Source organism: Ruminococcus sp. Marseille-P6503 (assembly GCF_900604945.1).
Classification (GTDB): domain Bacteria; phylum Bacillota; class Clostridia; order Oscillospirales; family Ruminococcaceae; genus FB2012.
Genome location: NZ_UWPB01000001.1, coordinates 878,936 through 902,525, shown reverse-complemented (window position 1 = coordinate 902,525; position 23,590 = coordinate 878,936). Strand labels below are relative to the sequence as shown.

At 35.7% G+C, this 23,590-nt stretch carries 27 protein-coding genes; 21 read left to right on the top strand and 6 right to left on the bottom strand.

Translation table 11 applies throughout. The features are described from left to right. Positions 1 to 40 precede the first annotated feature (40 nt). Positions 41 to 1,179, top strand: a protein-coding gene (locus EIH25_RS04210; RefSeq protein ID WP_124098870.1) for an IS3 family transposase whose coding sequence is annotated in 2 segments (ribosomal slippage) — positions 41 to 293 and positions 293 to 1,179 — 1,140 coding nt in all. Because the reading frame shifts where the segments join, the coding sequence is not laid out codon by codon here. 29 nt (positions 1,180 to 1,208) lie between these two features. On the opposite strand, the gene EIH25_RS04205 is transcribed toward EIH25_RS04210, so the two are convergent. Beyond that, the gene (locus EIH25_RS04205; protein ID WP_124098868.1) at positions 1,209 to 1,766 is read right to left on the bottom strand and encodes a hypothetical protein; all 558 of its coding nucleotides are present in this window, start codon (positions 1,764 to 1,766) and stop codon (positions 1,209 to 1,211) included. Positions 1,767 to 1,982: 216 nt separating this feature from the next. On the opposite strand from EIH25_RS04205, the gene EIH25_RS04200 reads away from it, so the two are divergent. Together EIH25_RS04200 and EIH25_RS04195 are read left to right on the top strand one after the other, a co-directional pair. Then, positions 1,983 to 2,402 carry a hypothetical protein gene (locus tag EIH25_RS04200; RefSeq protein WP_124098866.1) on the top strand — a complete coding sequence of 140 codons (420 nt, stop codon included), beginning with the start codon at positions 1,983 to 1,985 and terminating at the stop codon, positions 2,400 to 2,402. A 31-nt stretch (positions 2,403 to 2,433) separates the two neighbouring features. Beyond that, entirely contained in the window at positions 2,434 to 2,868 is a 435-nt protein-coding gene (locus EIH25_RS04195; protein ID WP_124098864.1) for a hypothetical protein, read from the top strand. Positions 2,869 to 2,885: 17 nt separating this feature from the next. On the opposite strand, the gene EIH25_RS04190 is transcribed toward EIH25_RS04195, so the two are convergent. Together EIH25_RS04190 and mobC are read right to left on the bottom strand one after the other, a co-directional pair. Continuing rightward, positions 2,886 to 4,268, bottom strand: a complete 1,383-nt coding sequence (locus EIH25_RS04190; protein ID WP_124098862.1) for a relaxase/mobilization nuclease domain-containing protein — start codon at positions 4,266 to 4,268, stop codon at positions 2,886 to 2,888. Continuing rightward, the gene (gene mobC / locus EIH25_RS04185; RefSeq protein WP_124098860.1) at positions 4,217 to 4,558 is read right to left on the bottom strand and encodes a plasmid mobilization relaxosome protein MobC; all 342 of its coding nucleotides are present in this window, start codon (positions 4,556 to 4,558) and stop codon (positions 4,217 to 4,219) included. The genes EIH25_RS04190 and mobC overlap by 52 nt, the downstream gene beginning before the upstream one ends. A 325-nt stretch (positions 4,559 to 4,883) precedes the next feature. On the opposite strand from mobC, the gene EIH25_RS04180 reads away from it, so the two are divergent. Together EIH25_RS04180 and EIH25_RS04175 are read left to right on the top strand one after the other, a co-directional pair. Next, the gene (locus EIH25_RS04180) at positions 4,884 to 5,321 is read left to right on the top strand and encodes a hypothetical protein (RefSeq protein WP_124098858.1); all 438 of its coding nucleotides are present in this window, start codon (positions 4,884 to 4,886) and stop codon (positions 5,319 to 5,321) included. After that, complete coding sequence (locus tag EIH25_RS04175) at positions 5,315 to 5,806, top strand: helix-turn-helix transcriptional regulator (protein ID WP_124098856.1); 492 nt, start codon at positions 5,315 to 5,317, stop codon at positions 5,804 to 5,806. The genes EIH25_RS04180 and EIH25_RS04175 overlap by 7 nt, the downstream gene beginning before the upstream one ends. Positions 5,807 to 5,971: 165 nt before the next feature. Here the strand turns inward: EIH25_RS04175 and EIH25_RS04170 are convergent, their stop codons facing one another. Continuing rightward, positions 5,972 to 6,508, bottom strand: a complete 537-nt coding sequence (locus EIH25_RS04170) for a hypothetical protein (protein ID WP_124098854.1) — start codon at positions 6,506 to 6,508, stop codon at positions 5,972 to 5,974. A gap of 125 nt (positions 6,509 to 6,633) precedes the next feature. Here EIH25_RS04170 and EIH25_RS04165 point away from each other — a divergent pair, with 125 nt between their 5' ends. From EIH25_RS04165 to EIH25_RS04120, 12 genes are all read left to right on the top strand, one after another. Then, on the top strand, positions 6,634 to 7,374 hold the full coding sequence (locus EIH25_RS04165) for a LytTR family DNA-binding domain-containing protein (RefSeq protein WP_206425683.1): 741 nt from the start codon (positions 6,634 to 6,636) through the stop codon (positions 7,372 to 7,374). Between the two features lie 176 nt (positions 7,375 to 7,550). Next, on the top strand, positions 7,551 to 8,684 hold the full coding sequence (locus EIH25_RS04160) for a sensor histidine kinase (RefSeq protein WP_164489153.1): 1,134 nt from the start codon (positions 7,551 to 7,553) through the stop codon (positions 8,682 to 8,684). Positions 8,685 to 8,787: 103 nt separating this feature from the next. Next, complete coding sequence (locus EIH25_RS04155; RefSeq protein WP_164489152.1) at positions 8,788 to 9,375, top strand: accessory gene regulator B family protein; 588 nt, start codon at positions 8,788 to 8,790, stop codon at positions 9,373 to 9,375. Between the two features lie 94 nt (positions 9,376 to 9,469). Further along, entirely contained in the window at positions 9,470 to 9,640 is a 171-nt protein-coding gene (locus EIH25_RS04150) for a cyclic lactone autoinducer peptide (protein ID WP_164489151.1), read from the top strand. After that, complete coding sequence (locus tag EIH25_RS04145) at positions 9,637 to 10,110, top strand: DUF5085 family protein (protein WP_124098844.1); 474 nt, start codon at positions 9,637 to 9,639, stop codon at positions 10,108 to 10,110. The genes EIH25_RS04150 and EIH25_RS04145 overlap by 4 nt, the downstream gene beginning before the upstream one ends. Before the next feature lie 189 nt (positions 10,111 to 10,299). Continuing rightward, the gene (locus EIH25_RS12380; RefSeq protein ID WP_164489150.1) at positions 10,300 to 10,476 is read left to right on the top strand and encodes a hypothetical protein; all 177 of its coding nucleotides are present in this window, start codon (positions 10,300 to 10,302) and stop codon (positions 10,474 to 10,476) included. A gap of 301 nt (positions 10,477 to 10,777) precedes the next feature. Beyond that, the gene (locus EIH25_RS04140) at positions 10,778 to 11,734 is read left to right on the top strand and encodes a site-2 protease family protein (RefSeq protein ID WP_124098842.1); all 957 of its coding nucleotides are present in this window, start codon (positions 10,778 to 10,780) and stop codon (positions 11,732 to 11,734) included. 101 nt (positions 11,735 to 11,835) lie between these two features. Next, positions 11,836 to 12,057 carry a hypothetical protein gene (locus tag EIH25_RS04135; protein WP_124098840.1) on the top strand — a complete coding sequence of 74 codons (222 nt, stop codon included), beginning with the start codon at positions 11,836 to 11,838 and terminating at the stop codon, positions 12,055 to 12,057. Positions 12,058 to 12,069: 12 nt separating this feature from the next. After that, complete coding sequence (locus tag EIH25_RS04130; protein ID WP_124098838.1) at positions 12,070 to 12,255, top strand: hypothetical protein; 186 nt, start codon at positions 12,070 to 12,072, stop codon at positions 12,253 to 12,255. Between the two features lie 826 nt (positions 12,256 to 13,081). Then, the gene (locus EIH25_RS12375; protein ID WP_164489149.1) at positions 13,082 to 13,252 is read left to right on the top strand and encodes a hypothetical protein; all 171 of its coding nucleotides are present in this window, start codon (positions 13,082 to 13,084) and stop codon (positions 13,250 to 13,252) included. Between the two features lie 322 nt (positions 13,253 to 13,574). After that, positions 13,575 to 15,821 carry a peptidase domain-containing ABC transporter gene (locus EIH25_RS04125; protein ID WP_124098836.1) on the top strand — a complete coding sequence of 749 codons (2,247 nt, stop codon included), beginning with the start codon at positions 13,575 to 13,577 and terminating at the stop codon, positions 15,819 to 15,821. A 12-nt stretch (positions 15,822 to 15,833) separates the two neighbouring features. Next, on the top strand, positions 15,834 to 17,726 hold the full coding sequence (locus tag EIH25_RS04120) for an HlyD family efflux transporter periplasmic adaptor subunit (protein ID WP_124098834.1): 1,893 nt from the start codon (positions 15,834 to 15,836) through the stop codon (positions 17,724 to 17,726). Positions 17,727 to 17,990: 264 nt separating this feature from the next. On the opposite strand, the gene EIH25_RS04115 is transcribed toward EIH25_RS04120, so the two are convergent. After that, complete coding sequence (locus EIH25_RS04115; RefSeq protein ID WP_124098832.1) at positions 17,991 to 18,434, bottom strand: NPXTG-anchored protein; 444 nt, start codon at positions 18,432 to 18,434, stop codon at positions 17,991 to 17,993. Positions 18,435 to 18,657: 223 nt separating this feature from the next. Between EIH25_RS04115 and EIH25_RS04110 the strand changes: the two genes are divergently transcribed. Continuing rightward, positions 18,658 to 19,796 (top strand): IS3 family transposase gene (locus EIH25_RS04110; RefSeq protein ID WP_124098830.1). Its coding sequence is split into 2 segments (ribosomal slippage): positions 18,658 to 18,910 and positions 18,910 to 19,796, totalling 1,140 coding nucleotides; the frame shifts between segments, so codons are not numbered across the junction. Here the strand turns inward: EIH25_RS04110 and EIH25_RS04105 are convergent. Further along, positions 19,768 to 20,007 carry a transposase gene (locus EIH25_RS04105; RefSeq protein ID WP_124098828.1) on the bottom strand — a complete coding sequence of 80 codons (240 nt, stop codon included), beginning with the start codon at positions 20,005 to 20,007 and terminating at the stop codon, positions 19,768 to 19,770. The genes EIH25_RS04110 and EIH25_RS04105 overlap by 29 nt on opposite strands. A gap of 286 nt (positions 20,008 to 20,293) precedes the next feature. Here EIH25_RS04105 and EIH25_RS04100 point away from each other — a divergent pair, with 286 nt between their 5' ends. The 3 genes from EIH25_RS04100 (at position 20,294) to EIH25_RS04090 (ending at position 23,587) form a co-directional block, all read left to right on the top strand. Then, the gene (locus EIH25_RS04100) at positions 20,294 to 20,518 is read left to right on the top strand and encodes a helix-turn-helix transcriptional regulator (protein WP_124098826.1); all 225 of its coding nucleotides are present in this window, start codon (positions 20,294 to 20,296) and stop codon (positions 20,516 to 20,518) included. Positions 20,519 to 20,712: 194 nt separating this feature from the next. Beyond that, positions 20,713 to 22,377: a hypothetical protein gene (locus EIH25_RS04095; protein WP_243113099.1), complete on the top strand. Its 1,665-nt coding sequence runs from the start codon at positions 20,713 to 20,715 to the stop codon at positions 22,375 to 22,377. Positions 22,378 to 22,588: 211 nt separating this feature from the next. Then, entirely contained in the window at positions 22,589 to 23,587 is a 999-nt protein-coding gene (locus EIH25_RS04090; RefSeq protein WP_124098822.1) for a beta-ribofuranosylaminobenzene 5'-phosphate synthase family protein, read from the top strand. The last annotated feature ends 3 nt before the right edge of the window (positions 23,588 to 23,590 follow it).

Below are 23,590 nucleotides of genomic sequence, written 5' to 3'. Positions count from 1 at the left end.
TAAAAACATCAAAATAAAAGACAAGTAGGAGGAATAAAAAATGTCAGGAAAAAGCAAACCGAAGTACACAGAGGAATTCAAGCAAACAATCGTAAATTTATATCAATCAGGGAAAACCTATTCTCAGATAAGTCAGGAATACGGAATATCGCACAGCGCCTTAGCCAACTGGATAAAGAAGTATTCAGAGGTCAAAATGGACGATAACACTATTCTTACCTCCAAGCAAATCAAGGAGCTTCAGAAACGAAACGCACAGCTTGAGGAGGAAAATCTGATATTAAAAAAAGCCATTGCGATATTCACGCCTCACTCAGACAAAGATTAAAAGCCGTTAAGCTGCTTTCCGGTGAACACAAAATCACAACGCTTTGCCGTGTTCTCGGTGTAAACCGAAGTACTTACTACAAATACATAAGTCATCATGAAAGCAACCGCGAAAAGGAAAACCGCCATATACGCAAATGTATTCTTGAGCTTTATACAAGAACTAAAAAGCGTTTTGGCGCTGAAAAAATGAAAATTTGTCTTCAGCGTGATTATCGCATAAACATCAGCGCCGGCAGAGCGTACCGTCTGATGAAGAGTATGAACTTACCCAAAATGAGCGCTGTTAAGCCATTTAAGCACAAAGCAAAATCGGATTCCGATGGAGAATGCAAAAATATTTTGTCTCAAAATTTCAATCAATCTGCTCCGAACAAGGCGTGGGTATGCGACTTTACGTACATAAGAGCAGCGGGAAGATTTTATTACTTATGCGTGATTCTCGATCTGTTTTCAAGGAAGGTGATTGCATACAAATTATCAAATAAAATTGATACTAAACTTGCGATAGATACCGTTAATGCGGCTGTTGCCGCAAGAGGCAAATCCATAGGTATAATATTCCACACGGACAGAGGGAGCCAATTCACATCCTCTGAATTTCGCAGACATCTGGACGATCTGAACATGATTCAGTCCTTTTCGGCAAAGGGGCATCCTTATGATAATGCTGTTATGGAATGCTTTTTCAAATACTTGAAAAAGGAAGAGGTTAACCGTAAGACTTATTCTTCTCTTGAGGATTTATACCTTGCTCTTTTTCAGTACATTAACGGTTTTTACAATTCGGTAAGACCTCATTCTCATAATAACGGCTTGACTCCTATTCAAGCTGAATTCGATTTTTTCTGATTTTTCTTGTCCACTTTATTGACATTGGTTCAGTTACTCTCATCATCGTCAAGGCTGTCAGAATACGTTTCCGTTCGGTTATCCACACTGCCTATAACTCTGTTTCCCGATTCGCCGTTGTCATTTATCGGGGAATCGTTCGGTTTTTCTTCCTCTTCCAATGTACTGAATATCGGAAATGAATCAATGGCATTGCCGTTTTGGTCAATCATCTGCCAAGCGTTATTGGTCAGCATAAAGCTGTAGGTTTTATCCTCAGTTTCAATCGTCCACTTGCCGTTTTCATCATTGAAATTCCAATTTTCCGTCAGACTGTTGTAATAGTCTTTGTACTGATATTTCAGTTCGCCGATAGCTGTCCAATCATAATCGTCAGAGCCGTAATTCTCGTTCAGCCACTCGTCAAGCAGATGACGTTTGTACGAAGCTTCGGGAAATTCCGTTCCGTCATCGTCCTTACCGAGCCACATTTCCTCCCATATTTCGGATTCTATGTAGTCCCTGTCAAGTATTTCAGCGGCACGAACATCAAGGCTAATATTTGATACCAAAGCGATTATCGCAAGCGATGTAATCAGCTTTTTCATTTTGGACTGCTCCTTTCAATTGATTTGTTTTTTTCATGTGTTTATTATACTACCGTATAATGTTATTGTCAAGTATAATTTTTTCTTATTATAAAGTTTGTTCACAGCGCAATAATTTTGGCTGTTTCTCCGGTGCAAAACGCACAAAACAATTATGATTGACATAATAGTGCGATTGTGCTACAATATGTGTAATACAAAACGGGAGGGGTACGCTTGTTCACACACACTTGTCAGATTTGCGGTACAAAATTTCAATCCCAATCCAACAGAGCAAAGTACTGCGTTTACTGCCGCGACAAAGCACAAGTTCTGCGTAACAAGGCATATAAAGAAAAGAAAGCGGCAGGATTGTCCATAGCGGTCGGAAGCGAGCAGATTTGTCCGATTTGCAATCAGCCTTATACGGTCACGAGCGGCTCTCAGAAGTGCTGCAAAAACTGTCAGAAAAAACAGGAAAGCAAGCGTAAGGTTGCCGCAAATGCAAAGCACACAAAAGAAAATTACGATTTCATTAGTTTTTACGTTCCAAAGGGACAGCGCGATAAACTGAAAGCCTATGCAAAATCTCAGAATTTGAGCGTGAATAAGCTGATTCAGACGGCTTTAGAGGAATACAGGAAAAATCATAGTTAATGGTTTGATAAATTATAAAGGAAGAGTAAGGATGAAAAAAACTTGCATTGCATTTCAAATAATACTTTTGGTATGGTTTTTTCTTGACATGATAGGCATTTATTTTGGAGACAAGTGCTTAGTTACACAATCTTACAAGGAAGATGGATTGTTTTTTCTGATTTATCTTATAACAATAATATTATTTATTATAAAAGATAAAATTGGAAAATGGATAGTTGCCGTATGGACTTCCATATGGTTTGTAATTCAGTTTTTGTGTCATGAATGGTACACTATTTTTAATGGCGGAATTATGGGAAGCTTAGAAGGAAAAATAAAATACTTTTCAGAAACCGTACAATGGATTAAAATTGAGGGGAAATATATTCCGGATATATATCACACAGTTTTACATATTTTGCTTCTGCTTGTTATCATAACTACTTTTATGTTTATAAAAAAGACCGGAAATAAGGAACAATAAAATTATTGTAGGCGTCGCTATTCCAAATCTTCTTTTCTCCGTTTTTGCTCCTGCGCATTACGCTCATTTCTGAGATAATCCGAAAGAGCCTGACGTGCGTAATTCAGTTCAGAAACGGCAGCTTTCAATGTCTTATATTCCTCGTTTTTCTCGGAACGCTCTTGTATCAGGGCGTTTCTTTTTTTGTCCAGATTTTCGGGACTTGGGAAACGTCCGTCGGGAAACCATTCTTTTAGCTGCTTGACCGCATTATGATACGCCAAAAATTCAGCTTTATGTTCACACTCAAGCTTGTCTTTTCTTCGTCCGGAAAGCGCCTTTAATTCGTCTATAATCGGCTTTAGTTTCTGTACTTTTCGGGCAGTTTTAATCTTTACGGACAAGTCCTCAATCTGCGTATTCAGCGAGTTCAGATTTTCGGATAACGCACCCATTCTCGCATAATCCGCAAGCGCCGTATTTTCAAGGTGAACGTTATTCTCAACGCCATATTTGGTTAGGATATTGATTACCCTTGACGCCTCTTTCATGTTCTGCAAATCCTCCCATTTCCGCAAGCCGTATGAACCTTGCATTTTCTCAGTATCGGTGCGGATAATATTTGTTTTCGGAGTGTAATTCATTACTCCCTTGTACATAGCGATTCTGCGTGGAATTTGCTTGCTTTCATAGTACCAGCCGAGCGTTCTTGCTCTCGTAAATCTCTGCTGTCCTGCAAGCCTGAATTTCAGGTCGATAACGTGTTCGGGATTATAGACTACTTCGATATTATGAGCCTTGCATTTCAGCAGAAAATCATCAAAATCTTCGCTCTCTTTTATCACCTGATCTATAGCAAATTTCAGCTTGGCTTTCCATGAAAGATTCTGACGATTCATATCCCACTCAAAGTACGATTTGCCCTTGCCCATTTCGGGATTTTCAATTACTGAAAGTTTATGCTTTTTACAGATTTCATCTGACAGGTTTCTGAGGTTTACCCACTTGCGATGACGCTTATCTCCTTGGTCTGCATGGGTTTCAAAAGTAAGTCCGTCCACCATGTTCACGTTATTGAAAATACAATGCAAATGAATATGGTCTTTATCTGTATGTACGGCAAGGTAATACTGATATTCGTCATTTAAAAATTTTCTGCATAATTCTATGCCAACTTGTAAAGCCTTTTCAGGAGTAATTTCCCCCGGCGAAAAACTCTGCATGAAATGGTGAGAAAGTATCTGATTTCTGCCTGTTCCCGTTGACCTTACCTGCTCAAAATCCCTGCTTGCTTCATAGGGATTTTTTCGGCAGCCGAACGTATAAACCAACCGACCGTTATCGGTCTTTTCTGGATTGGCAATATACGCTATTGCGTTAGCTTCTGTAAATCGGATTGAAATAATCTTAGTTGCCGCCATAATTCATTTATATCCTTTTGGATTTCCGTCACATCGTCGGCATAGATACTGCCCGTGGAATTTACCCTTACAGCTATCTGATTGATGTTCGCTGCAATGCCTGAAATCTGCCTTACTGTGTTTTGCATTTTTTTATCATCGATTCTGACTACCACGCCTTCCAGAATCATCGTCCTTATAAACTGGCTTTTTGATTTGAATCTGCTTTGCTTATACTTGTTTTCAAGCAGTGATTGTTCCTCATCATTTAAGCGTATCTGAACGTAATGTTCACGCCTATTCTTATCCATAGAAAACCTCCGTGTTTTTAATTTTTTATGGGTCTTAGGGTGTCCCTAACAAGCGTGTATTACTGCAATTACCTTTGAAAAATGTAATGCGGTAATACCTTGCTTGCTAAAATTGAATCCGTCCTGACGGACGTGGTTTATTTGATTACCTGATTTCCCTGCGGTTTGCAGGAATTATGAGCTGTGCGAAATGCCTTTTTTATGTACTCCTCTATAATATATACCAAAAAATCAGATTTCGTAAAATACATTGAATAATGGTTATTTTTGCGATATAATTGGAAAAAATTATTGTGAAACAATGCTGAAAAATGGAGGTATTTACATGGACTTGGGACAGACTAATGCGGTAATGATTCCTGCCGAAAGAATTGAGGAAAAAGACATGACGGTTATTGTTACATATCAGGGAAAACGGACGGTCATAAACCATGCGGCGGTACTTAAGAATTCTACGCAGCCAGAAAATACAGCCTATGCAAAAATTACGAAAACAAAACTCGGAACAATTGTCGAGCCGATCGGCTCGGAAAGAGCAGACGGATTTTTCATCATAAACGATTCGTCTGAAAACGATGATGTACACAGTTTTACCATTGAGGAGTTTGTGGATATTTATCTCAACAACACTAAAGTGAGAACGGCTGTTTCAAATGGAAAATATACTTTTTATCGTGATAATCTGATTCCGGCAAACTGGCAGCTTCTGAGTGAGAAAGATTTCAAATCAGCTATAAAAAAATTCAGCACAATCCTGTGCTGAGAAAAAAGAAAATAGACGATAGGGAAATCTATCAGATTGACGATTTTGCAAACCGTATCAAGGTGTTTACCAGTGATTGTGTTGACGATATTCTCAATGAATACAGTTTCTCTAAAAAAGAGGAAGATACCGTCGGAACATATCTGCGGTTTCTTATGAAGAAAAAAGGAATTATCGGTGCAAGACTTTATGAAATGACCGGAATAGATAAAAGCACGCTTTCCGAATATCTGCACGACAACAGAAATCAGCAGAAAAATTATCTTGTCGCAATCAGCGTTGCGTTAAGGCTTTTACCGATTCAGAGCAAGTATCTTCTTGACCTTGCAGGTATATGCTTATGCAAGCATACGCAGGAGAATTGGCTCTATCAGCTTTTTCTGGATTCCTGTGCTTTCAATAAGCAAATTACGGTTTCTAAATGCAATGAAATTCTTATCAGCAAAGGTCTTGCCCCCATGACAAATTTGAGGGTGTTGAAATAAGGGAAAGATTCCACCTGCGAGTTGCAAGCTGAAGGGCACAGATAACTGTACCCTTGTTTTTGATTTCAGCGTTAAAGTCAAGTCGGAAGCAGTGAAAAAAGCCATAAAGATGCAAAGGAGGTTACTTCTTTCTTGAGGCGATAACGCCGATTGCTGACAATAAGATTATTCCTGCTGCCGCAGCCGAAGCTGCCCCGGTGTTGGGATTGGACGTTCCGCCGGCTCCTGAGTTGTTGGCAATTCCTGTTGTTCCCGCCTTACTGTCGGAGCCTGCGGAATCCGTCTTTGACGTGATGTCGTTTGACGAATCATCGATATTTGAGCTTGATTCATCGTCTGTTTTTGATGACGAATCGGTGTCTGAATCGGACGAGCTTTCGGAATCTGGTGTTGATTCTGAATCAGGAGTTGATTCTGATGAAGGCTCTGACGAGGAATCGTCCGTCTTTTCAACCAGGCCCGCAACAGCCGTTTCAAGCGCTGTTTTAGCGGCTTCGATATCTGCCTTTTCAGAGAATCCTCCGGCAGCTCCTTTGCCGCTGTCAAAGCTGTTGTCAGTTCCGCATAGCTGTCCTCGGTGTAGTTTTCTCCGCTTATTAATTCAGCTTCCGCTATTGCCGCTTTCAGTTCGTCAAGCGCGATAGTTCTGTCGGTAACAGCCTTGTCTACTTGTCCGACATCATTGATATATTCGAATGGCAATTATTAATAACGACAGAATGAAAGATAATTTTAAAGCCTTGAATGGTAATTACAATGGTTGAATTAAAATCAAATATGTGCTAAAATAGTTAGGTAAAATGCAAATAAGGAGAATCATAATGCTATTGAAAATTGCTGTATGTGATGACGAGTTATCAGAAATAAAAAGAATCAAGGAATATATTACGCGTTTTTCTTTTGAAACAGGAATTGAATTTATGATTGACAGATATTCCAGCGGAAAAAATCTGATACAGGTTTATAACAGAAAAACGGTAAAATACGATATCCTATTTCTTGATGTAGAAATGCCTGAATTAAACGGAATCAAAACTGCTCAGAAAATTCGTGAAATACCCGACAGAAATGTTTTAATTATCTTTATTACCAGTTATCCTGAATATATGCAGGATAGCTTTGATGTGCAGGCTTCTCAGTATTTAACAAAGCCTCTTTCATATCAGCTGTTTAAAGAAAAGTTTCAAAAAATTATAGGATACATAAATGAGATACAAACAAATATTGCGGTGGTAAGCTTAAAAAAAGGCGAAATTCTTTTATATTTAGACGAAATTGTTTGTTTTGAAACTATAAAAAGCGTAACGACAAAATCAGATCTGCTTGTTACGACTATGACAGAAGAATTTGAAATAAAAGGGAAAATTGCTGAAATGGAAGCAAAATTGAAGGACCAATTCTTTATAAGCGTTCATAGATCAGTTTTAGTGAATATGAAATATATAAAAAAGTTTAACGCAAATCTGGTGGAATTGACTAACGGAAAAACAGTGGAAATCAGTCGGAGAAAGCTTCCGGAAGTAAAAGACGCTTTTTCAAAGTACATGGTAGTGAGGTATAAAAAATAATGAGTGAATTAATGCAGCTGATTTTTACGATAGCCGCTTCTGTATTCGACGTTGTTATTGCGATGATATTTTTAGAGATCGTTTTAAAGAAATTTCAGGACTGGGCCGCAAAGCCGATTTGCTATTTCATATATATTGTTTTAGGAGTTGTGTTCTGGTTTGTAAGGATACCGGAAATGACATGGACGTTTTTTGTGCTTCTGGGTTTGATTGAATATTTTGTTTTTACATTAATGTATAAATCAAAGATGATAGCAAAAATATTTGCTGCAATTTCGCTTCAGGTGTTTTCGATGCTTTCAGAAGTGGCAGCTAACAGTATCATCACTTTTATGAATATGCTGGTGACATCAAAGTCCTTTTCTGAGGACGTATATTTATATACGGTAATGCTGTCTAAACTTATAAAATTTATTATGGTAATAATCGTTCTTTTAATTATGAAGAAAGGAACGGTAAGAGCCAACGTAAAAGACTATCTTTGTTTGATAATTATCCCCTTGTTAAGTATATTTATTATCGTTGCAGTCACAATCGAATCAAAGGGAACCATTGTAAATTCAGGTTTTACAACTAATACAGCAATATTAGGAATACTTATTATTAATTTTATCGTATACTATTTGCTGAATAATATTATACAAGCTAATGAGATTAGGGAAAAACAAATACAAATGGAAACACAGTTTATGTTTCAGGAGAAAAAGTATGAACAGACATCAATGTCTTTTAAAAGCATAAGCAGTATTATTCATGACACAAATAAGCATCTGGTTTATTTGCGTGAATGTGCAGTTCAGCAGAATTATAAAGAAGCTATAGACTATATTGATAAAGCCATAGATAACGTAAAGGAATCATATAAAAAGGTCAACACGGGGTATCTTGTCGTTGACGCTCTTGTAAGTAACGCTTTTAATACGGCTGAGGCAAATATGATAAAATTCAAAACAGATATCAAGATAGATAAAAGCAAAATAAATATTGAGAGATATGACTTGAGCGTTGCTTTGGGCAATTTATTGGATAATGCAATTGAAGCGTGTAAGAAGGTGCGTAATTTAGATGACAGATACATTGAAGTGAATATTTTTACCGCGGATACAGCCCTTGTATTGAATATTTTAAATTCAGCAGAGGGTAAGAACACCATGGATAAATTAAAGAGTGACAAACCAGACAAAGTAAGGCACGGATACGGTTTGGGCAACGTTAATAGAATTGCGGAAAAATACGGAGGCAGTTTCACCGTAGAACGTAAGGAGTCAAAATTTGAAGCGACTGTCGTTTTGCCGTTACTGGACGAGTAACCATTCAGGGACGTTAACAAACCGTTCATTACGTTTAAAACCATTTATATTTTTCCATATGATACCATTGCTTTATGATAATAACATAGAGCGGTGGTATTTTATGTTTGAAAAATTAAGCAATAGTATTGTAAAATGGCTTATAAAAAACAATATTTTGAAAGAATGCGACTATGAATTATATAGTTATTGTATGACAGGACTAATCGAAATGGGTTTCAATATAATAATTACAATTATCATAGGGCTGATTTGGAGTAAGGTAATTGAAAGCGTAATATTTCTATTTATTATGATTCCTTTAAGAAGTATTGCCGGAGGTTTTCACGCTGAAAGCGGTGCAGTGTGTTTTGTTATATCAATCTTAATTTATATTACAGCAATTTTTATATCAAGTATTTTAAAATTAGAAAACAGTATAACAGCAATTATCTTTGTGATTTTATTAATTTCCGTAGGATCTCTTACTCCCGTAGACAGCTGGCATAAGAAATTAGATAAAAAACAAAAGCTAAAGCAAAGGCTTTCCTATGTTAAACTTTCCGCGTTTATTATTTTAATTTTTTTAATATTAATGCTGTTAAATTGCAAAAGATTGTGCGTCTTGATTGATTTTATATTTTTAACCGTTATGATTTTACAATTATTAGGCAGCGCAAAAAATAAAATCATAGAGAAAAATTACCGTTAAGGGACATAAAAATACCATTCACAACAAAATATGCACGAACATTTAAAAATTTGTTATGATAAAAACAAATCTTAAGATTACTGGAGGTTTATTTATGAAAAAGTTTAAAAAATTTATGGTCAGGTACGGAAGCTTAACAGCGTCTTTGGCAATGGCATTATCCTTTTGGTTTTCCAATAAGACCTGTTTTTTCATATGCCATCAGCCGGAGGAGCCTGAAGCTTTGAAAAGACTTGTAAAAGAAAGAGAGGAAAATCTGAAATGACAATTACCGAAAACAACACGCTTGAAATGAAAAATGTAGTTTCATTTCGAGGGAAGGTAACTCAGCAGAAGATGGAAGAGGTTATGCGAAGCTTTGAAAATCTGATTCAGGAAAACAATGCCTGCAGGACCGGACCGACTGTTACCGCAACATATGCAGTTGAAGATGAATTCGGACATTCAGTCATGGATATTGAGGTATTGATCCCTGTAGATAAAAAAATAACTACAAATTCTGAATTTAAATTCAAACCGTTGTTTCGGCTTAATAACGCTGTGAAAATCAGGCATAAGGGCAATCCTGCACTGCTTCAGAATAGTGTAAACGAACTTATGCAGTACATAAACAGTCATAAACTTATGCCGATAACAGCGGGTTATAACGTTACAGTTCAGGAGCCAGCGAATCAAAACGATATTGACAACTTAATCGTTGATATGTATGTTGGTGTTTGTGATAACATCCTTTAAATTTACTTAGTCATGTAAGAATTATGACCGTTCACGGCTATTAAGTGACCATTGGATAAAATTGAATACAAGTATTTAAAGTATGTGATATAATAAAAAAAGCTATCTAAGCTTAAAATCATATAGTGCACGATATGACAATTAGCTTTGATATAGAAAAATTTAAAAATTACAAGGAGGTACATAACAATGGAAAGTGTTATGAAGAATGGCTTTGCAGAGCTTTCTGCAAATGAAATGAACGAGGTTGATGGTGGAGTTGCTTGGGTTCCAGTTCTCATTTTCGTAGGAAAGGCCGTTGCTAAAGGCGTTATCTCAGGTGCTGCAGCATGGGGAACTAAGAAAGTTCTTGATTGGGCATTCTAATTCTCAGTTCATCTTAGCAAAGGCATAGAATTAATGAGGCTGTACATATAGTTCAGTACGTCTAAGCTCCGATTTCAATATAGAAATCGGGGCTTTAAATAAATATCTAACACAAATCGCATTTGAATTACTATCCATTTCAAGTTCATATCAACAGATGTTTGTTCAACTCTAAACAGTATCGATGGAAAAATTTGTATTGATATATTGAAAAGTACGCGAAATTATGATAGAATGGATATAGAAAAATATATTATTATATAAGAAAGGTATTGTAAATTACAATAATGGGAAACCAGATATGAATGATATTATAGAAATAGTTTTTCTTTTTTTAGGATTTTATTTAATCATGTTATTTCATGAAGGTGGGCATTTTCTTATAAGCAAAATAGTAAAATTTTCTTGCGAAGAATTTCAGATAGGAATAGGTCCAAAACTCATTGTTAAAGAAAATAACGGAACGAAATATTCTATCAAACTTATTCCATTTGGTGGAATGTGTACTTTCAAGGAATTTATTCAAGAACATACTCCTTCTGAAAATATAAGAGGTTTTTATTTACGCAAGATAGCGGTTATTCTTGGCGGTCCTATTATGAATTTTTTTCTTGCATTTACACTTATGGTTTGTTCGCTTGGTAATTTGGAAGGATTAAAAATAAACACAGTTAATGATGTTCAGCTTGAAAATACTACAATTACACAGGGAGATATAATAAGAAATATCAATAATGAGAGAGTATTTAATATTGATGATGTAGAGGAATTACTTGTTCCTAATACTGAAAATACTATTACTTTTCTTAATTCTGAATATGAAAAGGAAACAGTTTCTTTTTATTGTGATAATACAGTACTTGATCTTGAATTTGACAACAGCTTTAAAAATAAATTCGAAGGTTCTGTGCGAACATTTGGTAAATACATAACACTAATCACAGAGTCTGTTAAAGAGTTGTTTTCAGATGAGAGCAGTGTTGTATCTGAAACAATTGAAACGAAAAACCCATATAACTATATGGACAATCTTGAAGTTCCACAAAGTTTTTCCCGAATTCTAAATAAATTTTTGATGATAACCAGTATATTGTCATTTTGTTTAGGAGCGTTTAATCTATTGCCGATTGTTGCTTTTGATGGGTTTAAAGCTTTAGTTTCGTTGATATCTGTATTAATTAATAGAGAAATTTCTAAAAAGTTTGCTATAATTATTGCGGTAGTGGGAGTTATTATCAGCTTGCTTATATTGTTTTGAGTATTTAACAGCAGCTATCTCAGCTTATCATCATATAGTGCACGATATGACGATAAGCTTTGATATAGAAAAATTTAAAAATTACAAGGAGGTACATAACAATGGAAAGTGTTATGAAGAATGGCTTTGCAGAGCTTTCAGAAGATGAAAAGAACGAGGTTGACGGCGGCACTAGAGATGCTGCAAGATTTGTTCTTCTACTTGGTGGTGCTTTATCAATGGGTATTGGTGCACCAATAGGCGGAATTATAGGTGGTCCAGCAGGTTTTGGTGCATTTTACACAGGAGGACTAGTTTTGTTAGGAAAGGGAATTAAAGGTTAAGGTGATTTTATTATGTTTAGAGAATTATCTATATCAAATTTAGAATTAATTGACGGTGGTGTAAACTGGTTGATGATAGGCTCAGGTGCTGTATCTGTTATTTGGGGAGGACTCAATGTGTATGGCGGCAATAAAGTCAAAGGTGCAGCAAAAATATACTCTGGAGCTGTTACAATTATAGCAGGTATTGTATACTAAGCAGTAACTTACCTATAAAAAATTACTGTCCACAACTTAAGGATTTTGCATATATAATTCTATCTTGCGTTATTTCTTGCAATTCTAACTATTTCCTTAAGTTGTGGATATTATATAAAAATAAATCATTACATATTTTTTTATGTAAAATTAAGGAGTCGATTTAACAAATGAAAAATTTTGATATTTGGGAAATACTAGAAAAAACGTTTTTTTTCTTATTGATAATAGCATTTTTATTTCTTTCTGATAGTCAAATTTCAAAAATATTTTGTTTAATCGTCCTAATTTTGAATGCAATATATATAGTTGTTTATGTGATTCACATTATTAAAAGTAAAAAATAAAGGATGATTAATGTTATCAAAGATGGTAAAATGTCTTTTTTAAACTTATAACCATTTAGGGATATAAAACGACCATTTACGAAAAATTACACACATAATAAAAATTCGAGTGTATAATTATAGAGCAATATGGAAAATGTTATGAAAAATGGCTTTACTTCAAGGAGAATATATATGGTTTCGCCAAAATTTTGCTCAAAAATTATTTTTGCTATACTTTCAATCATATTGATTATTTGTTGTATCGATCAAGTTTATATGATGCATAAATACAACAACATCAGTATTGAAACATTAGTTTTAACAATGCTTTTTACAGGATTAAGCGTGTACTTTGCTTTTTTTCGTAGAAATTAAAATAACATAAGAAAAAGGCTATTAAAGCTGAAAATCATATAGTACACGAAAGGTGCAGGTCTTATTGTTATTGGCGTAACAGTAGGTACAGCAGTTGGAAAAACTATTAAAGGAATATTCTTATGATTAAATTTGAGGACATTTATAAAATAGCAAGAATTCTAGCTGTAATAGCATTGGCTGTAATAATATTATTAAAAGTATTTAAAATTATTGAAATATCAGCAGAAACGTTAATTTTAATGATAATAGGTACAATTGTTGTGTTTACAGTCAAATATATTACTCGTTAAAATATCTGCAAACATTTATGTAACTGCTGATATATTATACAATAAAAGCTAATAAAGTGAGGACAAAATGTTTGAAAAAGTTTCAGCAATCATTTCTAATTATCCTATTGCAAAATTGTTTTTAAGTGCTTTTATTACGTTACTCTTATCTAATTTAGCATTTACAAACGGTGAATATATCGGAAGATTTATATATTCAATTCTTCACTGACACATAAACATTAAAAACTAATAAAATGTGCACTTTTGAAGTCTATATAAATCATTCAGAAGTGCACATTTATTAGTGAAAATATTAAAAGTTATTTTAGGAAGTGAACAAATGAAATACTACTGCGTAAAACAACACGACATAACCGACTGCGGAGCAGCCTGCCTTGCAACAATATCAAAGCAATACGGACTGAATCTTTCAATATCAAAAATCAGAGAAGTCGCCGGAACAGATAAGCAAGGCACCAATGCCTATGGAATGATAAAGGCTGCCGAGCAGCTGGGCTTTTCAGCCAAAGGCGTGAAGGGAGATAAAGAGGCTTTCTTTACCGAGTTTCCGCTTCCTGCAATAGCTCATGTAGTTGTAGACGGAAGTCTGCTTCACTATGTGGTGATACATAAAATAACAAAAAAACAAATAATAATTGCCGATCCGGGAAAGGGCATTGTAAAATATACTCCCGAAGAATTTTTTAAAATTTGGACAGGAGTCCTTATTCTTCTTGTTCCAACTTCAAAGTTTCAGAAAGGAAATGAAAACAAAGGCGTTCTGTCAAGATTTTTTAGTCTTATGTTTCCGCAGAAAAGACTTCTGCTCAATATTTTTCTTTCTTCTCTTATTATAACTGTATTCGGAATATTGGCATCGTTCTATTTCCGGTTTATCATGGACGATATAGTTCCTAATTCACTTAGAAAAACCCTGATAACCCTTTCAATAGGAGTTATCGTGTTATATATCTTCAAAGCAATACTTGAAGCATTCAGAAATCATCTTATGCTATATCTCAGTCAAAAACTTGACATACCATTGATTCTGGGGTACTATCAGCACGTTCTCGGTTTGCCGATGAACTTTTTCGGAACAAGAAAGGTCGGAGAAATCGTATCAAGATTTATGGACGCTTCAAAAATAAGGGACGCTATTTCAAGTGCAACGCTTTCAATTATGATTGATACTCTTATGGCGGTTGTCGGAGGTATCGTTCTGTTTACTCAGAATCATCTGCTGTTCGGAATAGCCGTTATTGTAATAATATTGTATGGTGTGATTGTCTTTGCATTCAATAAGCCTGTCAAGAAAATCAATGAAAAACAAATGGAGGATAACTCACAGGTTACATCATACCTTGTTGAAACTCTGAACGGCATTGAAACAGTTAAGGCTTTCCATGCCGAAGATAAAGCGCAGGCTAAAACTGACAGGCTTTTTGTTAAGCTTCTTAAAAGCGTTTTCAAAGGCGGTATGATCACCAATGCTCAACAGACTTTGACCGGAGCCGTTTCAGCTATCGGAGGAACTGTCATTCTTTGGGCAGGTGTTGTAAGTGTGCTTAACGGAAATATGACATTAGGAAGTTTGCTGACGTTTAACGCCCTTTTAGCGTATTTCCTTGATCCGGTAAAAAATCTCATTAACCTTCAGCCAACAATGCAGACCGCTATCGTAGCGGCAGAACGGTTAAGTGAAATTCTCGATTTGGAACTTGAAAAGACAGCTGACGAGAGCAGAAAGCTTTCTCCTCAATCTCTGAACTATCCAATCAAAATAGAAAATCTGGATTTCAGATACGGCACAAGAAAGCTTGTGCTGGAAAACATAAATATGTCGATAGGAGCAGGAGAAAAAATTGCTCTGGTTGGAGAAAGCGGTTCAGGCAAAACAACTCTTTCAAAACTGCTTATGAATTTTTATCCTTGGGAAAAAGGAGAAATATTTATCGGCGATTATAATTTAAAGGATATTAATCTTGAATCGTTGAGAAACAGAATCGCATATATTTCGCAGGATATTTTTCTTTTCAGCGGAACGATCCGTGAAAATCTGGAGCTTGGAAACGAAGACGCGACGCTTGAGGATATAATTGAAGCCTGTAAGCTGAGTAAAGCAGACGAGTTTATCAATAAGCTGCCGCTCAGATATGAAACAATGCTTGAAGAAAACGGAGCAAATCTTTCCGGCGGTCAGAAGCAGAGGCTTGCGATTGCAAGAGCGCTGCTTAAAAAACCTGATATACTGATAATGGATGAAGCTACAAGTAATCTTGATTCCATAACTGAAAAAGCCATTGAAAAAACAATAAATAATCTTTCCAAAAACATTACTACAATAATTATCGCCCACAGGCTCAGCACCATAATGAGATGTGATAAAATATTTGTTATGGAGCAAGGTAAATTTATAGAACAAGGTACGCATCAGGAACTGATCGAAAAGAAAGGCAGATATTATAGTCTTTGGAAGGATCAGCTTCCGGATAAAACAGAGAGCGCTCCTGAAGAAAAAACTATGGAAGAAGAACAGGAACAAATACCGCATCTCGCCTATCCTGTTTTTGTAAACCCAATGATGTAAGAGGTGAGTATTTTGAAAGGAATTGTAATTGATATAAATGATATCACTGACAGCCGAGAGGTTATGGAAAGCAAGGAATCTCCCAAAATACGCTGGTTTATTTATATCCTTATTATTATAATTGCAGCAGCGGTTATATTTGCTTGTTTTTTTGAAATTGATGAATACACAAAGGCAACAGGAGAAATTAAAACTCAAAAAGCGTCAAGCTCTGTAATGTCTCCGTCTAATTGTAAAATAAAAGAGATATGCATAGACGAAGGTCAGAATGTAAAGACCGGAGACATACTTTTTGTTCTTGATTCTGATTATGCAGCAGAACAAAAAAGCATTTTGGAAGAGAAATTAAACAGCTATCATTCAGATCTTACCAATACAGAGCTTTTAAAAAAGTGCATTGAAGATGATGTAAACTATTTTAAAAACAATAATTCCGATTCTAAATATTATTATCGTTACGAGCAATATAAAAACGGCGTTTCGCTGACGGCGAGGGAAATTGACGCTTCTCAGCTTAATAACAGTTTGACCGCGGAAGAAAAGGAAAATAATCTTACCTCTACAGAGGCCAGCTTAACAGCTAAACAAAAACAGCTTTTAGAATACAGCGATCTGTTGACGTGCGTAAAAAACAATTCGGAATATTCCGGCTCAGACGAATTAATTAAATCAAGCTATGCTGAATATAATGCAAATTACGAAAAAGCATTATTTATATGCAAACAATACAAAGATTCCTATGAAAATCTTTCAAAGCAGTATACTGAACAGTTTGCACAAGAAACAATCACTTCTGTTGAAGTAGAAACTGTAAAACAGAAGTCAGAAACAGCTTATTCAAATATGATTTCATATCAGTCCGCATATTTATCCGATGTTCGTTCTCAAATTCTTCTTATTGAAAATCAGCTTATTTCAGATAGCGGAAACAGCGAATTACAAGCTGCTTTAAATAGTTATAAGGAATTAAAAAACGCAGTAGAGCAAGGATATGAATTTAATGCCAATGACAGTAATTTGCAGAACAGTTATGAGCAATATATAGCGGAATATGTTTCTTTGGCAGATGAATATAATGCTAGATATTCTGAATATCAGGACTTGTACAGCAAATTTATGCGGCAAAACAGCAGTACGATTATTACGGAAGCTTCAGTCAACGAGGCAAGGTATGCGTATGAGAGCGCGAAGATCGATGCAGATGTTTTGAAAAACTCATTTATTACGCAGCTTCAGACGCAAATCAGCACTCTAAAAGATGAAATAAAAACATTGGAAAGCAATAAGAAAAGCTTGGAATTATCGCTGGAGGGAGTAGAAGATCTAAAGGAGTATGAGAAATTATCCGGAGAAAAACTCAAGAATGAGGCGGTTATTACATTAAATTCAGAAATTGATTCGATTAACGAAAATATTACATCAGTTGAATCACAGCTGATAGAGGTTAATACGACGATTAAAAATTCGGAAGTCACAGCGACTTTTGATGGAACGGTAACGCTCGTGAACGAGCTTAATCCCGGGGACGTTGTTCAGGCAGGCAGTCAGCTTTGCAGTGTAATTCCTACGGGAGAAGAACTTAAGGTAATGTTATATATACCTGAAAACGAAATATCAAAGATTGAGATAGGACAGAAAACGGAATATGTTTTTGATGCTATTCCATACAACGAATATGGCAAAATAACGGGTGAAATAACTTCAATTTCAGCCGATTCCATAGTTGACGAATCCTCTGGAACTAAATTTTATATTGCTCAAGCTGATTTATCTGCACTTTCACTAAAAAACAGTGAAGGGAATATTAGAGAAGTTAAAAACGGAATGATGGTTGAGGCTAAAACGATCAGCGGTTCAAAAAAAGCTATAGTTTGGCTGCTGGAAAAGATCAATTTTATGGATTAAGTTTTTCCAGAACTAATAAGAGAATACTCAGAAAGATTATAAAGCAATTACGTCTGCATTTTCCCTAACGTATTTGAACCCCGTTATTTTTCACTATATTTAACTGTCAAGTTGGCGAACGTTATAAAATTGAAATATGCGGATTTAATTTGACAAATAACAACATAACAAAACAAGGGCACAGATAACTGTACCCTTGTTTTTGCTTTCAGCGCTAAAGTCAAGTCGGAAGCAGTGAAATAAACCATGAAGATGTAAAGGAGGTTACTTCTTTCTTGAGGCGATAACGCCGATTGCTGACAACAGAATTATTCCCGCTGCCGCAGCCGAAGCTGCCCCGGTGTTGGGATTGGACGTTCCGCCGGCTCCTGAGTTATTGGCAATTCCCGTTATCCCCGCCTTACTGTCGGAGCCTGCGGAATCCGTCTTTGACGTGATGCCGTTTGACGAATCGTCGGTTTTGCTTGACGAATCGTCGGTCTTTGAGCTTGATTCATCTTCTGTTTTTGATGACGGATCGGCGTCTGTATCGGACGAGCTTTCGGAATCAGGCGTTGATTCTGAATCAGGAGTTGATTCTGATGAAGGCTCTGATGAGGAATCGTCCGTCTTTTCAACCAGACCCGCAACAGCCGTTTCAAGCGCTGTTTTAGCGGCTTCGATATCTGCCTTTTCAGAATCCTCCGGCAGTTCCTTTGCCGCTGTCAAAGCTGTTGTCAGTTCCGCATAGCTGTCCTCGGTGTAATCAGAAGCTTCAATTTTTTCAGCTTCCGCTATTGCCGCTTTCAGTTCGTCAAGCGCGATAGTTCTGTCCGTAACCGCCTTGACTACCTGTCCGACAGCATTGATATATTTGGATATATACTAAAAAAGTGGACAAGTAAGATATAATAAAAACATCAAAATAAAAGACAAGTAGGAGGAATAAAAAATGTCAGGAAAAAGCAAACCGAAGTACACAGAGGAATTCAAGCAAACAATCGTAAATTTATATCAATCAGGGAAAACCTATTCTCAGATAAGTCAGGAATACGGAATATCGCACAGCGCCTTAGCCAACTGGATAAAGAAGTATTCAGAGGTCAAAATGGACGATAACACTATTCTTACCTCCAAGCAAATCAAGGAGCTGCAGAAACGAAACGCACAGCTTGAGGAGGAAAATCTAATATTAAAAAAAGCCATTGCGATATTCACGCCTCACTCAGACAAAGATTAAAAGCCGTTAAGCTGCTTTCCGGTGAACACAAAATCACAACGCTTTGCCGTGTTCTCGGTGTAAACCGAAGTACTTACTACAAATACATAAATCATCATGAAAGCAACCGCGAAAAGGAAAACCGCCATATACGCAAATGTATTCTTGAGCTTTATACAAGAACTAAAAAGCGTTTTGGCGCTGAAAAAATGAAAATTTGTCTTCAGCGTGATTATCGCATAAACATCAGCGCCGGCAGAGCGTACCGTCTGATGAAGAGTATGAACCTACCCAAAATGAGCGCTGTTAAGCCATTTAAGCACAAATCAAAATCGGGTTCCGATGGAGAATGCAAAAATATTTTGTCTCAAAATTTCAATCAATCTGCTCCGAACAAGGCGTGGGTATGCGACTTTACATACATAAGAGCAGCGGGAAGATTTTATTACTTATGCGTAATTCTCGATCTGTTTTCAAGGAAGGTGATCGCATACAAATTATCAAATAAAATTGATACTAAACTTGCGATAGATACCGTTAATGCGGCTGTTGCCGCAAGAGGTAAATCCATAGGTATAATATTCCACACGGACAGAGGGAGCCAATTCACATCCTCTGAATTTCGCAGACATCTGGACAATCTGAACATGATTCAGTCCTTTTCGGCAAAGGGGCATCCTTATGATAATGCTGTTATGGAATGCTTTTTCAAATACTTGAAAAAGGAAGAGGTTAACCGTAAGGCTTATTCTTCTCTTGAGGATTTAAACCTTGCTCTTTTTCAATACATTAACGGTTTTTACAATTCGGTAAGACCTCATTCTCATAATAACGGCTTGACTCCTATTCAAGCTGAATCCAATTTTTTCTGATTTTTCTTGTCCACTTTATTGACATTGGTTCAGTAAGAATAGTGTTATCGTCCATTTTGACCTCTGAATACTTCTTTATCCAGTTGGCTAAGGCGCTGTGCGATATTCCGTATTCCTGACTTATCTGAGAATAGGTTTTCCCTGATTGATATAAATTTACGATTGTTTGCTTGAATTCCTCTGTGTACTTTGGTTTGCTTTTTCTTGACATTTTTTATTCCTCCTGCTTGTCTTTTATTTTGATGTTTTTATTATATCTTACTTGTCCACTTTTTTAGTATATATCCAAAAGGTCACGGTTTATGAGGAAGAATTGGTTGTGGAATTCAAATCAGGATTGGAGATTCGTGTGGAAATATAAAGAAGAAAATGGATAGCGCCCTGCGGACTGGAAACGGACTGCGGGGCGCTTTATTAAATTATTGTAAATTTTGGTAGAGAGACCTTGTGCTTATCAACCGTATGGTTTATAATAAAAAAAGATATGGAGGGAGTTTATGACAACAGCGGATATGATTAGAGAATTGTGTGATAGAATGAATATCAGCCTTGCGGAACTTTGTAGACGGATTGGGCAGACTCCGCAGAATTTTAATAAGAAGCTGAAACGAGGCACGGTTTCCTTTGATGAGATGATGGAGATTGCTGAAACTCTTGGTGTCGGTTATGAGCAAGCTTTTATATTTTCGGATGGAGGGAAAATTAAAATAAGCAACAAATGAATATGCTATTTGTTGAAGAAGGGAAATTATGATTAATAGAACAGTGTTTTGCAGAAATCTAGGAATATAAAAGGGAGGTTGCCGCTATACAAAAATCTGTACTTTTACATTTTATAAATAGAGATGTACGAGAGAGTACACATTGTAAGCTCTTAGATGATGATATAGAGAAAATAGTTTTTACTTCTTTGTTTATGTCACCAATAATATATGCGGAATTAACATTTGAAATAGAAAGTAAGGATGACATTCCACATACTGTTGGGTATCTAAAAAAGTTAAATGAATTAGATATTGTTACAGCAATCTCATGTAATAACTCATTGGAAGAGTTGATTGTTAGCCGTCGAAACTTATACAAATTTGATGAAGAGAGATATCCGTTTTATTTTAATGACGATAATGGACTCTTTTTCCCCGAAAGTATTCTTATCATAGACAGTTCCACTACTGCATTTATAGAAGATGGCCTTAGAAAGAATCATATATGCCAAGAACGCTTGGAACACTGTGAAACATATATGGATTTTCTTAATTATATTGTAACACAAAGATTTGGTATATTAGACAAGCAGGCTCTTACTATTCGATCATTTGATATGATTTTTGAAAATCTTCAAAATGGTGGAGTTGACTCGATAATTGTAGCATCTGCCCGAAACATTATAGGGAGAGAACTTTCACAATTACATAATAGAAAGTATTTGGAATCTACATTTTCAAGTATCATTAAAAATATACCTTATATATACAGATATGATGGAATAGATAATGAAAGCATATACGACTATCAAATTTATTGTTCCATTTTGGAACCCATTTTTTCTAGTTATACGAGAAATGAACTTGAGGAAAAACTAATTTGCTGGAAAAACGATGAGAGGTTCAATGTCGTTATAAACAGATTGTATTCCCTTGTTATCAATTTACAATGTATTTTTAAGAAAAAATTTTCTTTATCAAATTCGCAGGTTAGATCGAAAAGGATTGTCAATTACATTAATGAGAGAAAAAAGAATATCAGACATTTTTATGGTGTATTCTCGACCATCGAAGATATACTTTGGTATTTATATATGCTTGAGAAGAAACTGCACATATCTGAGAGAATGGAGGAAGGCATGAACAATTTATTTACTGAAAAGGAAATCTCGAAAAAAATATTATTACCTGTGGCTAACATGAACGAATTCAGAAGCATTATAAATATTGCTGAAAAGAGTGGTTTATCCCTTCATAGACAAGTGATAGGAAATAACACATTTTATATTCACATAGGTAAGGATTTCTCATTATATATAGTTAAATGTGAAGCGGGTTCGTTGGGATCAGCAGCGTCTATCTTAACACTTACAGATGCAATAACAAATATTGATATTGATACTATTATTTTTTCTGGGATAGCTTTTGGAAATTACACAAAGCGCAATGAGAAACAACATATTGGGGACATTTTAGTTTCTAAACAATTATGGAATTATGAGTCAGGAAAAGTTGATGATAATTATATTCCAAGGGGCGATAAGTGTTCGACAACTCCATGGCTTTTAGATAGGTTTCAAAACAGTGCTCTCAAATGGGAGGAGTCCGAGATACATTTTGGTGTCATTGCGAGTGGTGAAAAACTTGTGAATTCTGAAGAATTTCTAATAAAATTAATGAGTCAAGAGCCGGAATTGATTGGTGGCGAAATGGAGGGCGTAGGATTGGTTTCTGTTGCTGAGCGGTATAGAAAGGATTGGATTCTTATTAAGGGAATTAGCGATTGGGGTGTCGGTAAAACAGATACAGATCAAATTGATGTTGCAAAAAAAACATTCAGCTATGTTTTTCGGACTATTAGAGAGTATTTAATATAGTTGTGCGTATTCCAAATTAACAATGCAAACGGATTGAAATATTCATAATTAAGCTTTAGGAAATTGTGAGAAAAATTTTTGACGAAATGGCCATACAGGGTTTTTTTGATAATAAGTTTTCTTGTGTTGAACTATCTTAACACTTGGTTCTCATATGGATATATAGTGACATTTTTGGAAAGTATTATGTAGATAAGGAGATTGAGGAAATGTGAAAAAAGTAACTGCTTATGGATATCCAAGATTACATTGGTCATTAGTGGACATGGCAGCAGCGTCTAAACGAATGTTTGGTGGGTTTGGAATCGCTATTAATACATACCCTACAGTTGCTGTTGCAGAACCCGAAAAAGAGTTATGTATAGAAACTAATGGGTTTATCGAAGAAAGGACAAAACATAATTTGATCCTTGCACTACAAACAGCAAAATCTCATGGTTTAAACATTAATTGTAAGTTACATATTCAATCCAATGTCAAACAACATATTGGATTTGGTTCGTCTACACAGATTATATTAACTGCAATGGATGCAATCAGTTCTTTGAACAATTGGTATGTTACACCTAAACAAATTATCGAGATGAGCGGCAGGGGACGTGTTAGTTTGATTAGTTGGTCAACTCATTATTATGGTGGTTTTTGTATTGATGCTGGACAACCATATAACCCTAAATCTGGGTATTTGCCATCACATACACCAGGAAATAGAAAACCTTCAACGTTTATAGGAAGCTGGGAGTTTCCAGAAGAATGGAAAATTTCTTTGCTTGGTGAAAGTTCTGATGTTGCTATGCCACCAGAAAATGAAAATGCCTTTATGAATACAAACGCTCCTATAGATAAGCAATGTGGTGTAAATTCAATAATCGAGTTATATCACGGCATTTTGCCTTCAATTATTGAAAAAGATTATACTATGTTTGCTACTAGTTTGAATCATATTCAATGCATTGGTTGGAATTCAATAGAAATGTCGTTACAGCAAGAAAAGACATTATCTGCTTTGCAAATGTTTTGGGAAAGAAATTTTGCTGTAGCAATATCAAGCTTTGGACCATTGCTTTCGGTTATACATTTCGAAAATGAAACACCTATTATCATGAAATTAGCAAAAGATTGTGGTCTTTCATATTCCGGTCCTTATGATGTGATAAAAAAACATAATATTACTAGTCCTTACAATCCATTCATTCGGGTTGATGAATAAGAT